At 38.4% G+C, this 16377-nt stretch carries 14 protein-coding genes; 9 read left to right on the top strand and 5 right to left on the bottom strand.

What is annotated here, in order from left to right:
* The first annotated feature begins 3 nt into the window (after nucleotides 1–3).
* On the top strand, nucleotides 4–1881 hold the full coding sequence (locus BLS35_RS20260) for a DEAD/DEAH box helicase (RefSeq protein WP_175459617.1): 1878 nt from the start codon (nucleotides 4–6) through the stop codon (nucleotides 1879–1881).
* A gap of 75 nt (nucleotides 1882–1956) precedes the next feature.
* Here BLS35_RS20260 and BLS35_RS20255 read toward each other — a convergent pair whose 3' ends face one another.
* The 4 genes from BLS35_RS20255 to BLS35_RS20240 form a co-directional block, all read right to left on the bottom strand.
* The gene (locus BLS35_RS20255) at nucleotides 1957–2304 is read right to left on the bottom strand and encodes a hypothetical protein (protein ID WP_090784811.1); all 348 of its coding nucleotides are present in this window, start codon (nucleotides 2302–2304) and stop codon (nucleotides 1957–1959) included.
* A 63-nt stretch (nucleotides 2305–2367) separates the two neighbouring features.
* Nucleotides 2368–3366, bottom strand: coding sequence for an NAD(P)H-dependent glycerol-3-phosphate dehydrogenase (locus BLS35_RS20250; RefSeq protein WP_090784810.1), 999 nt, complete (start codon nucleotides 3364–3366; stop codon nucleotides 2368–2370).
* Between the two features lie 75 nt (nucleotides 3367–3441).
* On the bottom strand, nucleotides 3442–4800 hold the full coding sequence (locus tag BLS35_RS20245; protein ID WP_090784806.1) for an efflux RND transporter periplasmic adaptor subunit: 1359 nt from the start codon (nucleotides 4798–4800) through the stop codon (nucleotides 3442–3444).
* A gap of 29 nt (nucleotides 4801–4829) precedes the next feature.
* Complete coding sequence (locus BLS35_RS20240; protein WP_090784803.1) at nucleotides 4830–6218, bottom strand: TolC family protein; 1389 nt, start codon at nucleotides 6216–6218, stop codon at nucleotides 4830–4832.
* A gap of 43 nt (nucleotides 6219–6261) precedes the next feature.
* On the opposite strand from BLS35_RS20240, the gene BLS35_RS20235 reads away from it, so the two are divergent.
* The 3 genes from BLS35_RS20235 to BLS35_RS20225 all read left to right on the top strand — a co-directional run bounded on the left by BLS35_RS20235 (nucleotide 6262) and on the right by BLS35_RS20225 (nucleotide 12345).
* A complete protein-coding gene (locus BLS35_RS20235; RefSeq protein ID WP_090785173.1) occupies nucleotides 6262–6879 on the top strand; it encodes a polysaccharide deacetylase family protein in 618 nt (205 codons plus the stop codon).
* Between the two features lie 229 nt (nucleotides 6880–7108).
* Nucleotides 7109–9874 carry a bifunctional aconitate hydratase 2/2-methylisocitrate dehydratase gene (locus BLS35_RS20230; protein ID WP_090784801.1) on the top strand — a complete coding sequence of 922 codons (2766 nt, stop codon included), beginning with the start codon at nucleotides 7109–7111 and terminating at the stop codon, nucleotides 9872–9874.
* A 194-nt stretch (nucleotides 9875–10068) separates the two neighbouring features.
* On the top strand, nucleotides 10069–12345 hold the full coding sequence (locus BLS35_RS20225) for an aconitate hydratase (RefSeq protein WP_090784798.1): 2277 nt from the start codon (nucleotides 10069–10071) through the stop codon (nucleotides 12343–12345).
* Nucleotides 12346–12423: 78 nt separating this feature from the next.
* On the opposite strand, the gene BLS35_RS20220 is transcribed toward BLS35_RS20225, so the two are convergent.
* Nucleotides 12424–12828, bottom strand: coding sequence for a putative signal transducing protein (locus BLS35_RS20220; RefSeq protein WP_090784794.1), 405 nt, complete (start codon nucleotides 12826–12828; stop codon nucleotides 12424–12426).
* Nucleotides 12829–13278: 450 nt separating this feature from the next.
* On the opposite strand from BLS35_RS20220, the gene BLS35_RS20215 reads away from it, so the two are divergent.
* From BLS35_RS20215 to BLS35_RS20195, 5 genes are all read left to right on the top strand, one after another.
* On the top strand, nucleotides 13279–14172 hold the full coding sequence (locus BLS35_RS20215; RefSeq protein WP_165973352.1) for a HEPN domain-containing protein: 894 nt from the start codon (nucleotides 13279–13281) through the stop codon (nucleotides 14170–14172).
* Nucleotides 14173–14213: 41 nt separating this feature from the next.
* Complete coding sequence (locus tag BLS35_RS20210; protein ID WP_090784788.1) at nucleotides 14214–14504, top strand: hypothetical protein; 291 nt, start codon at nucleotides 14214–14216, stop codon at nucleotides 14502–14504.
* A gap of 136 nt (nucleotides 14505–14640) precedes the next feature.
* The gene (locus BLS35_RS20205; RefSeq protein ID WP_090784785.1) at nucleotides 14641–15012 is read left to right on the top strand and encodes a Crp/Fnr family transcriptional regulator; all 372 of its coding nucleotides are present in this window, start codon (nucleotides 14641–14643) and stop codon (nucleotides 15010–15012) included.
* Nucleotides 15013–15394: 382 nt separating this feature from the next.
* Nucleotides 15395–15829: a DUF1016 N-terminal domain-containing protein gene (locus BLS35_RS20200; protein ID WP_090785171.1), complete on the top strand. Its 435-nt coding sequence runs from the start codon at nucleotides 15395–15397 to the stop codon at nucleotides 15827–15829.
* 245 nt (nucleotides 15830–16074) lie between these two features.
* A partial coding sequence (locus BLS35_RS20195) for a hypothetical protein (protein ID WP_139205890.1) occupies nucleotides 16075–16377 on the top strand: 303 nt, incomplete at its 3' end.

Raw genomic sequence — 16377 nt, 5'->3', positions numbered from 1 at the left:
TACATGATAAACCCATTTAGTAAATTGGGGATAAGTGATGACGTTGTTAATGCCGTAAAGGATTTGGGATTCGAAAACCCAACACCTATTCAGGAACAAAGTATTCCTGTACTGTTAGAGGGCAATAACGATTTTGTTGGTTTGGCCCAAACAGGAACAGGAAAAACAGCAGCATTTGGTTTGCCGCTGTTAGAATTGATAGACTTTAAGAGCAATAAGCCTCAGGCATTGATTTTATGCCCTACCAGAGAGCTTTGCTTGCAAATTACTAGCGACATCAAGAATTTCTCAAAAAACATCAGTGGTGCTAATGTCGTTGCCGTTTACGGTGGCGCAAACATTATGCAGCAGCTGCGTGAAATTAGAAACGGTGTACAAATTGTAGTGGCTACACCGGGCCGCATGTTGGACATTATCGGCCGTAAGGCTATAGATTTCAGTAACGTGAAGTTTGTAGTGCTTGATGAAGCTGACGAAATGTTAAACATGGGCTTCCAGGAAGACATTAACGATATTTTGTCTACTACACCTGACGATAAAAAAACATGGTTATTCTCTGCAACTATGCCTCCTGAGGTAAGAAGAATAGCTAAGAACTACATGGACTCACCTGTTGAGTTAACCATGGGTACTAAAAACACTGGTAACGTAAATATCGAACATGAGTACTACATTGTACGTGCAAGAGATAAATACGCTGCTTTAAAACGTATTGTGGATTTCAATCCAGAAATTTTTGCAGTAGTTTTCTGTAAAACTAAACTGGATACACAAGATGTAGCAGAGCACTTAATTAAAGATGGTTACAATGCTGATGCTTTGCATGGTGACTTATCTCAGCAACAACGTGATAAAGTAATGCAACGTTTCCGCGACCGTAACATGCAGTTGTTAATTGCTACTGATGTTGCAGCCCGTGGTATCGACGTAAACAACGTTACTCACGTAATTAACTACTCTTTACCTGATGAAATTGAAAGTTATACCCACCGTAGTGGCCGTACTGGTCGTGCCGGAAAAACTGGTATTTCGATCTGTATCGTAAACTCGAAAGAGCTTGGTAAAATTCGTCAGATTGAAAGAATCATTGGAAAATCGTTTACAAAAGCGGAACTTCCTACAGGTTTTGACGTTTGCGAAAAACAATTGTTTGCTTTGGTACACAAAGTTCACAATGTTGAGGTTAACGAAAGCCAAATTGAGCAGTACATGCCACGCATCATGGATGAGTTTGCTGAACTGAGCAAAGATGAGGTGATCAAACGTTTTGCATCTTTAGAGTTTAACCGCTTTTTAGAGTATTACAAAAACGCACCTGATTTGAACTCTTCTGCAGATGATAGAGGTGAACGTGGTGAGCGCGGAGAAAGAGGTCCGAGAAGCAGCGAAGGTTATACCCGTCTGTTTATTAACCTTGGTTCTGTTGATGATTTCACAAGAGGTGACTTGTTATCTTTTGTTTGCAACAACGGTAAAATCAGCGGAAAAGGCATTGGCAAAATTGACTTGAAAGGTGTTTACTCATTCTTCGAAGTTGAAAATGCTGCTGTTGAGTCGTTATTCAACAACTTTAAAGGTGTTGAGTTTAACAACCGCGGAGTAAGAATCGAAAAAACAGCTGATGGCGATGGTGGCGGCGGTGGCCGTAGTCGTGGTGGCTTTGGTGGCGGTGGCAGACGCGAAGGCGGAAGTTACGGTGGCGGAAGACGCGAAGGCGGCGGCGGTGAACGCAGAAGCTATGGCGGCGGTAACAGACGTGAAGGCGGTAACAGCGGTGGTGGTTTCAGAGATTTCTCTGGAAGAAGCCGTGAAGATAAAGGTGGAGCTGGAAGACGCGAAGGCGGAAATAGCGGTGGTAGCGATAGAAGACGTAGATCTTAATTAGCAGCCAACCTAATATAATAAAAATGCCTTCGGAAATTCCGGAGGCATTTTTATTTATAGGTAGTTGTAGGGTTACATTTTCTGTTCAGGTCTATTTCTAATCTGAGACGCTTTCAAATAAACCTTGCCCCCTTTTTTGTTTACGTAATACTTTCTGTTTTTACTATCTATATACACATCGGTTCCATCAGGCGCCATTTTACCTTTATAAACCTTATCCGCAACCTTAGAGGTTCCCTTTACAGCAACTTCAGCAGTTTTATTCCCAACAGTTGTTGCAGTTTTACCAATTGCCTTCCCGGTTTTATCAAGCGCCTTTCCTACTCCTGTTTCTTTCTTCTTATCCTGCGCATTAGCACTAAAGACAAGAGTTGTGCACATTGCCAGGGTTAAAAACCCCAATAAATACTTTCTTTTCATCGCTGTATGATTTTCTAGACTATAAAACCATCAACAATCTACATGGTGTTTTTGTTTTTGCTGTTAATTAAGCTGTTCGGTAAGCAAGCGCATTTCAATATGCGGAGAGTGTTTTTCGTATAGAATAGCATATACAGCCCTACTTATAGGCATATCTACCTTATATTTTTTATTGATATGATGCATACAGCTCACTGCATAGTACCCTTCAGCAATCATATTCATTTCCAACTGAGCAGATTTTACAGTATACCCCTTTCCGATCATATTACCAAAGGTGCGATTGCGACTAAATTGTGAATAGGCCGTAACCAGCAAATCGCCCAGATAGGCAGATTCCATGATATCCCTATTAATGGGATGAACCGCATCGACAAAGCGTTTGATTTCACGAATGGCATTAGAAATCAATACGGCTTGAAAATTATCTCCATAGCCTATACCGTGACAAATGCCGCTTGCTACTGCATAAATATTTTTCAGCACAGCCGCATATTCCGTTCCGAAAATATCATCGGAAACATTTGTTTTAATGTAGCGTGTATTTAAAAGATTAGCAAAAAAGCCGGCAAGACCTACATTTACAGAGGCAATGGTTAAATAAGATAATTTTTCCAAGGCTACTTCTTCAGCATGGCATGGTCCACTGATCACTAAGATGTCTTCTAATGGAATGTTGTATTTGTGTTGAAGAAACTCACCAATGATCTGATTTTCATCCGGTACGATCCCCTTAATGGCCGATACGATCTTTTTCCCTTTCAGTTGCTCAGGTGTAATCGTACTCAGCGTTTCTTTAAGAAAAGCTGCCGGCACATTTAATATAATAAAATCCGCTTTTTTAATAATCGCAGCAATATCATCAGAGATATTATCCTCAGGAATCCTTACCTCTACCGAACTTAAATAATTCGGGTTGTGCTTATATTTCTGAATATGCGTTATAGCGTCTGCATTTCGCATCCACCAATAAATCTCTTTTGCAGAAAAGTTATCTGAGAGCATTTTTATAATAGCAGTAGCCCAACTACCCCCACCAATCATTGCGACTTTAGGTATCATACATTATAAATAAAAAATCCCGGTCTAATGTTTTAAACCGGGACAATTTACTCATTTAAAAAGTATTGATAAAGTTTACTTCTTACCTGGCTCAGCAAACAATTGATCCTTAGTCACTTTCTTTACTTTCATTCCGTCCTTTAATTTGTTTTGTATGGCAGAATAAGGACCTGTTATTACTTCCTGACCTGCTTTAAGTCCAGATTTGATGATGATAAACTGGTCATTTTGGATACCTGTAGTCACTTCTACTTGCTTAACGGTTTCATCAGCATTGTATAAGTAAACGTATTGTTTAACTTTCTTATCCGTCAATTTTGTCTTTTGTTTCTCAGCATTATCCTGGTTGTCTTCTGTTTTCTTCTCCTTATCATCTTTCTTTTTATCGATTGTAAAAACAGATTGAATAGGAACAGACAGACCATTTACAGTTTCACTTTCTATATCCACAGTAGCAGACAAGCCCGGTCTGAATGGCGAAGGAAGATCTTTTGCTCCACCAGTAACACTGCTATAAGATTCTGGAAGGATACGAACTTTCACAATAAAGTTGGTCACCTGATCTACCGAGCTAGTTGCTGTACCTACATCTTTAGAAGAACTTGCAATTTCAGTTACAGTACCTTTAAATTTTTTATCCGCAAAGGCATCTACTTCAATAGTGGCCTGGTCGCCAACTTTAACTCTATTGATATCATTTTCGTTCACATCTACGTTTACTTCCATTGAAGTAAGGTTTGAAATCCGCATAATCTCCGTACCTGCATTTTGAATAGTACCCAGAATACGATCGCCCAACTCTACCGAGAGTTTAGAGATTACTCCGTCCACAGGCGCAAATATGGTTGCTTTTGCCAGGTTCGCACTTGCCTCCTGAACATTCGCTCCAGTTTGTTCTAAACTAAATTTTGAGGCGTTAAGATCCTCTTTTGCTCTTCCCAAATTTGTCTTTGCAGTTAGATACGCAGCTTTTGCAGCATCAAATTCTGAAGCTGAGATTACCTTTTTATTAAACAGCTCCACATTACGTTTATAAGTTACTTCTCCATTTGCAAAATTAGCCTCAGCCTGTTTAAGCATTTGAGCAGCACCAGCCACACTGGCCTTTTGAGAGCTATATGAAGCAACAGCACGGTCGTAACCTGACTTAAGCACATCAGGACGCACCTTAACCAACAGTTGCCCTTTCTTCACAATATCACCTTCTTTAACCAACAGTTCTGTTACCTCTCCCGACACTTCGGAACTTAGTTTGACTTCTGTTTCAGGTTGTATTTTTCCACTGGCAGTAACCGTTTCAATAACTTTTCTTTCCGCAGCCTTTTCAGCGGTTACTTTCTCTCTCTTATCACCGCCAATAACTCCGGAATATACACCACCAGCAATCAGGACAATGATAATTCCTACTATAATTAATATGGTTTTTAGTTTCATCTGCTTTTATTTATTTGATTCAAGAGTAATTAAAATGTGATCGGCTGTCCAAGGTAGTAATCAATCACCTTAGCTCTAAATATGATGTCATATCTTGCCTGGATCATATCTATTTCTGCTTTATTTAAATTTGTTTGTGAGGTGTTAAAATCTAAGGAGTTGACTAAACCAACAGCATATCGTTGCTCAATCACCCCAAAGGCATCTTTCTGTGCTTGGAAAGCCTTTGTAGTGGAAGCATAACGACCTTCAGCAGCCCTTAGATCAGCAACGGCCTGATAAATCACCTTGTTCAGGTTATTTTTTGCCAACTGTTCCTGAGTTTGATTTTGCAGGTAATTAATTTTTGCCTTTCTAACATTAGATCTTGCACTGAAACCATTGAAAATTGGAATCTGTAAGGTTAGGCCTAAGCCTTGACCAAAGTTATCTTTAAACTGATCTCCAAATTTGTAAGGTTCAGTGGTAGGAATCCCATTAACAAGAAGCCCTCTTTCTCTACCACTCGAATAACTGGTATTCATACCCGCAGAAAAAGATAAACTAGGATAATAGCTACCCTTTGCAATGTCAATTCCTTTTTTAGCAGCTTCGGTCCGCAATGCGGCCAGTTTAATATCCGGATAACTACTTAACGCGCCCTGATAAATTTCATCAGCTTTATAAACTACAACTGGCTTATCATAATTAGCAAGTATAGGTGATTCAACACGGTAAGAAGTTGTAGGAGGCACATCCATTAGTTGGGCCAACGTTAAATAAGATATAGTCAAAGCATTATCCGCATTGGTTACATTTAACTCAGAAGTTGCTACTTGAGATTTCGCCTGAGATAAGTCTGCAAGAGTTTTATTCCCCGCATCTAACAATTGTTGCTCGCGCGCCAATTGTTGCTGAGAAACTGCCAACTGCTGTTTGGCCGCCACAAGAAAGTCTTTATTATATAAGATCTGTAAATAAGAAGTAATTACCTGTAAAATAAGGTCATTCTTAACCTTTTCCGTATTCGTTTTATCAGCATCCAACAATAGCTTATTTTGCTTAATCTGGTTTACTTTTTGATAACCCTGAAATAGACCAAGTCCTGCAGATGCACCAGCTGTCACACTAGAATATTGCTGACTAAGCAACTCATTTGTTGTTTGATTAAGACTACGTCCAAAATTCATATTATATCCTGAATTAGCACTTAACGTTGGAAGTAACGCATTTTTTGACTGAATCAAGTTCTCCTCTGATAAACTTTCGTTCAATTGGCTCTGCTTAACCTGGAGGTTATTCTTTAGTGTTATTTCTATAGCTCGCTGCACAGTAATCACTTCCTGAGCAACTGCATGCTGCAGAAAAGCGCTAAGAAAAACAAAGGATAAAGCCAGCAAGAGCTTAGATAAGGCATTATAGGAGATGATTGTCTTCATAGATTTTTTTCACAATATTAATATAAACAACTTACATTTGGACATGTACCTGGTCAAATCCCCACTTTTGCTAAAATGGTATTACCCATCTTTAACATGGAATAAGTCCCGCAGTGAAAAAGTTATTTATTTAACCTTTGACGATGGACCCATCCCTGATGTTACAACCTTTGTTTTAAAAACTTTAAAAAGCTTCGATGCAAAAGCTACGTTCTTCTGTATCGGAGACAATATCGTTAAACATCCTGATGTTTTTGAACAGATTAAAAAAGACGGTCACCAGATTGGAAACCACACTTTCAATCACCTTAAAGGCTGGAAAACTGAGGATAAGACTTATCTTAATAATTTTAAAGCTTGTCAAAAATTGACTCAAACTCATTTATTCCGGCCACCTTATGGCAGGATAAAAAAATCACAGATTTCAGAAATCAAATCCGCTTATCCTGAAATGCAAATTGTCATGTGGGATGTCATCACCGGCGATTTCGACCTCAATCTTTCTCCTGAGGAATGCTATCGGAATGCAATTAAACACACCACCAGCGGCTCAATTGTTGTTTTTCACGATAGTTTAAAAGCATTTGATAGATTGGAATATGCACTACCACGATTTCTACAATATTTTACTGATAAAGGTTTCAGTTTTTTAACATTATAGCACTGAGCGATTCACACCCAACAATCGTAATTTAGAACGATTCCAAATTACTTAATCACCTGCCTAAATTGCACTTAAAGGTTGTTTTTTGCTATTTTTGTTTTGGACAAGAAATTCGTTTTTTTGTCCAAAAATCACGAGTTAATACGCCAAAAACAGTATTCTGTTTGTGAAGATCTGGTGGATATTTTGATCCGCAAAGTTTTCGCACAAAAATAAACAAACCAAGATGAGTATTTATAACGATTATATCCAGGAGATTGAAGACAGAAAAGCTCAAGGTCTTCACCCTAAACCTATTGATGGAGCTGAATTATTGAGTGAAATCATCACTCAAATCAAAAGTGTAAACAATCTTAGCAGAGAAGAATCTGTTAATTTTTTCATATACAATACCCTACCTGGCACTACCGCAGCGGCCGCTGTAAAAGCACAATTTTTAAAAGATATTATTTTAGGCGAAGCCGTTGTTAGAGAAATTACGCCTGATTTTGCTTTCGAATTGTTGTCTCACATGAAAGGCGGACCATCTATTAAAGTTTTATTAGACATCGCATTGGCTGACAATGGCGATAAAGCTAAGAAAGCGGCAGATGTTCTTAAGACGCAAGTTTACTTATACGATGCAGATACAGATCGATTGAAAGAAGCTTACAATAATGGCAATGAGATCGCTAAAGAAATATTGGAGAGTTACGCAAATGCTGAATTTTTCACCAACCTTCCTGAAGTACCAGAAGAAATCAAAGTGGTAACTTTTATCGCCGGTATTGGAGATATTTCTACAGATTTATTGTCTCCGGGTAATCAGGCTCACTCGCGTTCGGATCGTGAATTGCATGGCAAGTGCATGATCACTCCAGAGGCTCAAGAGGAAATCCAGGCATTGCAAGCACAACACCCAGATAAAAGTGTGATGTTGGTGGCTGAAAAAGGCACCATGGGTGTGGGTTCTTCACGTATGTCGGGTGTGAACAATGTCGCACTTTGGACAGGAAAAAAATCTAGCCCTTATATTCCATTTGTAAACATTGCTCCAATTGTGGGGGGTACCAATGGTATTTCTCCAATTTTCTTAACAACTGTTGATGTAACTGGTGGTATCGGTATCGACCTTAAAAACTGGGTAAAGAAAACAGACGAGGATGGGAATGTCGTTCGTAATGAAAAAGATGAGCCAATTTTAGAGGAAGTTTATTCTATCGAAACTGGAACTGTTCTTACGATCAATACTAAGACTCAGAAATTATATAATGGAGATCAAGAGCTGATTAATATTTCAAAAGCATTGACTCCTCAAAAAATGGAATTTATCAAAGCTGGCGGTTCTTATGCTATCGTATTTGGTAAAAAAATTCAAACTTTTGCAGCTAAAACTTTAGGCATCGAAGCGCCAACAGTATTTGCTCCAGCGAAAGAAGTATCTATCGAAGGTCAGGGCTTAACGGCTGCAGAAAAAATATTCAACAGAAACGCTGTAGGCCTAGCTCCTGGTAAAGTTTTACATGCTGGTTCTGATGTTCGTGTAGAAGTAAACATTGTTGGCTCTCAAGATACAACAGGCTTAATGACTGCTCAAGAATTAGAGGCGATGGCTGCTACAGTTATTTCTCCAATTGTTGATGGTGCTTATCAATCAGGTTGCCACACTGCGTCTGTTTGGGATAAAAAAGCACAGGCAAACATTCCTAAATTGATGAAATTTATGAATGACTTTGGTGTAATTACTGCTCGTGATCCTAAAGGCGAATATCATTCAATGACAGACGTTATTCACAAAGTATTGAATGACATCACAATTGACGAATGGGCAATCATTATAGGTGGCGACTCACACACTCGCATGTCTAAAGGTGTAGCTTTCGGTGCCGATTCTGGTACAGTGGCGTTAGCATTGGCAACTGGTGAGGCTTCGATGCCAATTCCCGAATCGGTAAAAGTTACTTTCAAAGGCGAAATGAAGCAACACATGGATTTCCGTGACGTTGTTCATGCTACACAATTGCAAATGTTGCAACAATTTGATGGCGAAAACGTATTTCAGGGTCGTATCATCGAGGTACACATTGGTACATTATTAGCAGATCAGGCCTTTACATTTACTGATTGGACAGCAGAAATGAAAGCAAAGGCTTCTATCTGTATTTCTCTGGATGACACCCTAATTCAATCTTTAGAGATTGCTAAAAACCGCATTCAAATCATGATAGACAAGGGGATGGACAACCATAACCAAGTGCTTCAAGGATTGATTAATAAAGCAAACAAACGTATCGAAGAAATTAAAACTGGTATTAAGCCAGCTTTAATGCCAGACGATAATGCAAAATACTATGCGGAAGTAATTATTGATTTGGATTTGATTGAAGAACCAATGATTGCCGATCCGGATGTAAATAATGTAGACGTTTCTAAACGCTATACCCACGATACCATAAGGGATTTAACTTTCTATGGTGGCGATAAAAAAGTAGACCTTGGTTTCGTAGGTTCTTGTATGGTGCATAAAGACGACTTGAAAATCGTTTCTCAAATGTTGAGAAATGTAGAGCAAAAAACCGGCACAGTGTCATTTAAAGCACCGTTGGTTGTGGCTGCTCCAACTTACAACATCATCGATGAATTAAAAGCAGAAGGCGATTGGGAATACCTACAAAAGTATTCTGGATTTGAATTCAGTGATGCATTACCTAAAGGCTCGGCAAGAACCGAATATGAGAATATCATGTATCTGGAGCGCCCGGGTTGTAACTTATGCATGGGTAACCAAGAAAAGGCAGCTAAAGGTGATACGGTAATGGCTACTTCTACACGCTTGTTCCAAGGTCGTGTGGTAGAAGATAGAGACAATAAAAAAGGAGAGTCCTTATTGGCCTCTACGCCAGTAGTTGTTCTTTCTGCAATCTTAGGCCGTATTCCGAGTATCGAAGAATACAAAATAGCCGTAGAAGGAATCAATTTAACAAAGTTCAGCCCTATTTCTACAAAACAATAAGAAACAAATAATCACATATTTTGCTAATAATACCAAGAGGGGTATCCAATGTATCGGATACCCCTCTTTATTTATGCATGCCAAAATGCGCATAGAATGGTTTTAAATAACACAATTAAACAATTCTCAAAAAAAATCCGTCAAAAATTGTTTAATTTAGTTTGTTTTGTTACCGACAGTAATCTTTAAAAAATATGGCTTTTGATATAGAAATGATCAAAAAGGTGTATGCAAACTTTGGCCCCCGTGTAGAGGCGGCTCGTAAATTAGTAGGCAGACCTTTAACACTTTCAGAAAAAATACTTTATACCCACCTTTGGGAGGGAACCACGAATACTTCTTACAACAGAGGTGTTGATTATGTAGATTTTGCTCCTGACCGTGTGGCCATGCAAGATGCTACTGCACAAATGGCTTTATTGCAGTTTATGCAAGCTGGTAGACCACAGGTAGCTGTTCCTTCTACAGTTCACTGTGATCACTTAATTACAGCTAAGTTTGGTGCCGAGATTGATTTACCGGCAGCAAATACAGAGAGTAAAGAAGTTTTTGACTTTTTAGCTTCAGTTTCTAACAAATACGGCATTGGTTTCTGGAAACCAGGTGCAGGTATCATTCACCAGGTAGTATTAGAAAACTATGCTTTCCCAGGTGGTATGATGATCGGTACTGACTCACACACTGTAAATGCAGGTGGTTTGGGTATGGTTGCGATTGGTGTTGGCGGTGCTGATGCCTGTGATGTAATGGCAGGCTTGCCATGGGAGCTTAAATTCCCTAAACTAATTGGTGTTAAATTAACTGGAAAACTGAATGGATGGGCTTCTGCAAAAGATGTGATCCTTAAAGTTGCTGGTATCCTAACAGTTAAAGGTGGTACAGGTGCAATTGTTGAATATTTTGGCGAAGGTGCAGAAAACCTAAGCTGTACTGGTAAAGGTACCATCTGTAATATGGGTGCTGAAATTGGTGCAACTACTTCTACTTTCGGTTACGATGAGAGCATGGAGCGTTATTTACGTGCAACCAACAGAGCTGATATTGCTGATGCTGCAAACGCGGTAAAAGAACACTTAACAGGTGATGCAGAAGTTTATGCTGATCCAGAAAAATATTTTGACCAGGTAATTGAAATCAACCTTTCTGAGCTTGAGCCTTACATAAACGGTCCTTTCACTCCAGATTTGGCTACGCCTATTTCTAAAATGAAAGAAGTAGCTACTGCAAACGGATGGCCTTTAAAAGTAGAATGGGGTTTAATTGGTTCTTGTACCAACTCATCATACGAAGATTTATCAAGAGCAGCATCTATTGCTAAACAAGCTATTGATAAAGGCTTAGTGACTAAAGCAGATTTTGGTATCAACCCTGGTTCTGAACAAGTACGTTATACTGCAAACCGCGATGGTTTATTGAAGACTTTTGAAGACTTGAATGCAACGATCTTTACAAATGCTTGTGGACCATGTATCGGTATGTGGGACAGAGTAGGTGCAGAAAAACAAGAGAAAAACACTATCGTTCACTCGTTTAACAGAAACTTTGCTAAACGTGCTGATGGTAACCCGAATACCTATGCTTTTGTAACTTCTCCGGAAATTGTAGCAGCAATTGCTATTGCAGGTGATTTGAGCTTTAACCCATTAACAGATACCTTAACTAACAATAAAGGTGAGCAGGTTAAATTAGATCCACCAAAAGGTGATGAACTACCTCTAAACGGTTATGCGGTTGAAGATGCAGGTTATCAGAAACCAGCAGAAGATGGTAATGGTGTAAATGTAATCGTATCTCCTACTTCACACAGGTTACAATTACTTGATCCATTTACGCCTTGGGAAGGAACAGACCTTAAAGGCTTAAAACTCCTGATCAAAGCAAAAGGCAAATGTACTACGGATCATATCTCTATGGCTGGTCCATGGTTGAAATTCCGTGGTCACCTTGACAATATCTCTAACAATATGTTAATCGGTGCAGTTAACTACTTCAATGAGAAAACTGACAACGTTAAGAATGAACTGACTGGCGAATACGGTCCAGTACCAGCAACTCAACGTGCTTATAAAGCAGCAGGAATTGGTTCTATCGTAGTTGGTGATGAAAACTATGGTGAAGGTTCAAGCCGTGAGCACGCAGCAATGGAGCCACGTCATTTAGGTGTTCGTGCAGTATTGGTAAAATCTTTTGCCCGTATCCACGAAACCAACCTTAAAAAACAAGGTATGCTTGGTTTAACGTTTGCCAACAAAGAGGATTACGATAAAATCCTTGAGGATGATACAATTGACATCGTTGGTTTAACAACTTTCACTCCTGATGTTCCATTAACTTTGGTATTACACCATGCTGATGGCTCTAAAGAAGAGATTGCTGTTAATCATAGCTACAATGCACAGCAAATCGATTGGTTTAAAGCAGGTGGTGCTTTAAATATCATCCGCAGAGAAGCTGCAGCTAAAAACGCTTAGTCAGCAATTGATATAAATTAAATAGGGGGTTTTACCAATGGTAAAACCCCCTATTTTTTTACATTTATCTTTTATAATTTAAAATTCGTGTTCGCAGTTAAAGCAGTGGTAGGTTTTCTTTGCATGAAAAGGATATACGGCTAACAGGACTGAAACAATTACAGTAAATATTCCAAAACGTTTTTTTGTAGCTTGCACATAACCCACATTGGTAGAGCCACAATTGGGGCATACCTCTGCCCCCTCTATCTCTTCTAAGTCGATTTCAACGTTTTCGTCCTTGAGAATACTTTTTGCATCTTCAACATCTCTTTCAAATAAGTGCAGCTTAACACCTCCTAAAGCCTGGGTATACAAAGGATTGATGGTAATTGTATTCTCATCAGAAAGAAAGCATTGTATTCCTGCATCCATTAACCTGGATTTTACAATATTAGCCTCTATTGGATTATAAAAAGTTTGAAAGACGATGATTTTATCCATTTGTTTTTGCGTTTGATTTAATATACTAAAAAAACACTAATGTCCCAAAAAGTCTTTAAACCAGAGTCCGAAGTGTTTATCTGTAGGATTAATAAATTTCACTAATATAGTAGATAAGTAAGATATTATTGAAAATAAATTCACCCTGGAATAACTGAGTTTGTTGTTTTATTCTTATATTAGACATATGAAATAAAACACTAACAAAATATTATTAAGAGTCTTGCGGTTACACAATCTGAGGCCGTCAACGCAGGACAGCAGAGTAATGCCATATCTATGTTTAGATGTGCTATATTTGCGCATCATCATAGATGTGGGATCTGCTGTAAATCCATGTTGACCTAAGGCCTCAGAAACTTTTGTGTAACCATGGTTGGCAGATCCCACATTTATTGTTTCTGCTACTTTGAGACTCATTTAAACTGTAACCAATTAAATGAGATCAATATGGAACTACAAACCTTATCACCAACAGAAGACCACGCGATTTACTTTAGAGAGTTCATTCATCAGCTTGTTCAAAAGTTCAAGCCTCTTCAAATCTTTAGCTTTTTTAAACACGCTTACAGCCAAGATGATGAGGGCTGTTTTAAAGAAAAATCCGATACCTTTCATTGTAATTATTGCTTACTACTTGTTACCGAGAGCAATACCCGAATTGATCATGAGGTCCAAGATTTCACAAATGGGAATTACAAACAGGGTGTAATTACAATCCTCTGTCATGCTAAAGAAGCCATTGAGGAAGCTATCATAGCCAACAATCGTTTTTTCATTACGGTTTGCAGTACCGCTAAATTGATTTATAGTCATAATGGACTGACAACTTTCGATTTTTCCAATCGTTTTATTCCAACTGAAGCCGCTATAAAAGCAAGAAAACATTTCGACCACAGAATGACATTAGCAGACGGCTTCTTAACCGGAGCGCATGAGTGCATCATTACTGAACAGCACAATGTTTGCGCATTTATGCTGCATCAGGCAGTAGAACAGACCTGTATTGCACTGATCAGGGTGCACCTCGCCTATCGAGCAGAGATGCATAATTTACGTCGTCTTTTACACCTCTGCTCCTGCTTTTCAAACGCCCCCATTAAAATGTTCTTATCCGGTAGCCCTGATGACGAAAGACTTTTTGAAGTATTACTTAAAAGTTATTCGGGAGCGAGATACAAAGATACTTTTAACATTTCCGAAGATGACTCCTGGCTTTTATACAATAAGATTATGGAATTTGTAGCACTTGCTAAGGTAATGTGTGAAGAGAAAATAACGCAGTTAACACAACAAGCCATGCGATATAACGAATTTGCTAATCCAGCCACAGCCTCCAATTAGCAACCAATTTTACTATTCAATACTGATTTAAAAATAAGATTATGGAAAACATCATGAAAAAACTGGATTACCAGCCAACAAACTTATCAGACTATGAATTAGAAAACCCTTTAAGTACAATGGTCGACTTTTTGGGTAACAATGATCTCCATCGCATTAGGGAAAAAGCTTGGCAACTCTATAAGGGATGGGTGAATAACTCAGTCGGATTTACCGAGGGAGATGAAAATGCCGATATGCTATACTTTTACACCCAACTCGTGGATTTTATAAACGCGGCGTTTATATATACGGAAAAGAGGAAACTGGAAATTCAGCCACCTAAGGGGTAAACAGAAAAGTTTTGGGGCAAGCTTGGACAAAACCTACACTCCATTATGGAGTACTTCCGCTAACATACATCAAAAGTACTTGATTTGCTTGCTCTCAATTATTTATATAAATTACCTTTCTCTTCCCCGATTATAAATGGCCAATCTTTTAAAATATATTCATTCGCTAACCGTATTTTCTGAGGAAAGTTGGGAATTGCTGCAACCTGCATTATCAAAAAAACAGTATAAGAAGAATGAATTTTTACGACATGAAGGACACATCTGTAATTCTTTATTTTATATTGACTCGAGATACTGTAAAAGTTATTATGAAATTGACGGAGTAAAGAAAAACACAGCGTTCTTCTTTGAAAATGACATCGCGACAAACATCAACAGCTTTGGTAGCGGAGAAAAATCAGAATTTAATATCGTTGCTTGTGAACCATTAACAGCCGTAATTTTGACAAACAGAAATTATTTAAAGCTGCAAAACAAACGAAATAGAAGCCTTAGGAACGTTTAAAGTACTCAGAAGTCAACCATCCTGACATGGTTTGAAATTCCCCCACTCTCCGCCAAGATGGTATCAAAACCAAGGAAAAGCCTGAAATCAAAAGAGAGGGCACTGAAAAAGTGGCTTAAAAATAGACGAGAAAAATAAAGCTATGTAATAACTGAATTTGAAGCCTTTAGAATCGGCTATAGGAAATTTTAGTTAAGAGAACTACTTACAGCTTAAAGAAAACGGGGCAATTCATGATTTATGAACTCCCCCGTTTTCGTACTGGACTTTTTCAGTGCCCTCTCAAAAGATCTCAGGCTTTTTGTATTTTAATTGATAAACTTCAAGACAATGATGTTTTAGTTTCAGATTTTAATGAACTTTAATGTCCAATGCTAAACATATGAGTAAGATAATTCAGGACGGAGATTATAATGATCTTGTAAGCAAAATTTCAACTAGATATACAGACGGCCAGTATCAAGCCGTTCGAGCGGTGAATATCGGTTTACTTGATACTTATTGGCAAATTGGCCAATACATTGTTGAATTTGAACAGGGTGGTTCCGAACGAGCAACTTATGGTAAGGCGTTAATTAACAACCTTTCAGATGATTTAAGTGTCATTCATGGAAAGGGATTTAGCCGAAGTAATCTGATTTACATGAGACTTTTGTATTTAGAGTATCCAATAAGTGAGAAGCCTTCTCACTTATTGAGTTGGTCTCATTACGTTGAGCTTCTTAAAATTGACGATAAGCTCGAACGTAATTTCTACGAACAGCAATCAATTATTGAGAAGTGGTCAATACCAGAACTTAAGCGCCAGAACAATTAACGCTTCTTAAACATCAACTAAAGAGTCTTCTACTAACATATACGGATAAGACAAAAATAAGTAAGCGACCGGTCTGAGTAGTATAAAACTCCAAGTATAGTCCAAGTATACAGCAACTATACTCCAACTTTTTCTATAAAAATATGGAGTATGATCCCTTTTTAATTTTTTTTAACTTGAAATTTTGTAATACGCAATCCGAACATTATCTTAGATCAGTTGTTTATTTATAAAAACTATAGATCATGGCAAAATTCGACGGAAAATTCCTGACAGGCATAGTAGGACCTGCTGTTTATAAGAAATATCGCAATATGCAAGTGGTTACAGCCAAATCCAGGTTGACAAAAAAACAGCAAACTAAAAACACACACAAAGCAGCAACTCAATTTGGGATCGCCAGTACGCTGGCAGAACAATTTCGGCGAGATGCATACGAGGTCATCACAGATTTTTATGATGGAACCATGGTTTATCGCTTTAGAACCGATGTACAAAAGGCTTTGCGACAAGCATTCGACGCTCAATCTGAAACCTATCATTTTACA

The organism is Pedobacter sp. ok626, assembly GCF_900100435.1.
Lineage (GTDB): Bacteria > Bacteroidota > Bacteroidia > Sphingobacteriales > Sphingobacteriaceae > Pedobacter.
Note: the sequence above shows the minus strand (reverse complement) of the source record. Positions and strands in the feature narration are given on the sequence as shown.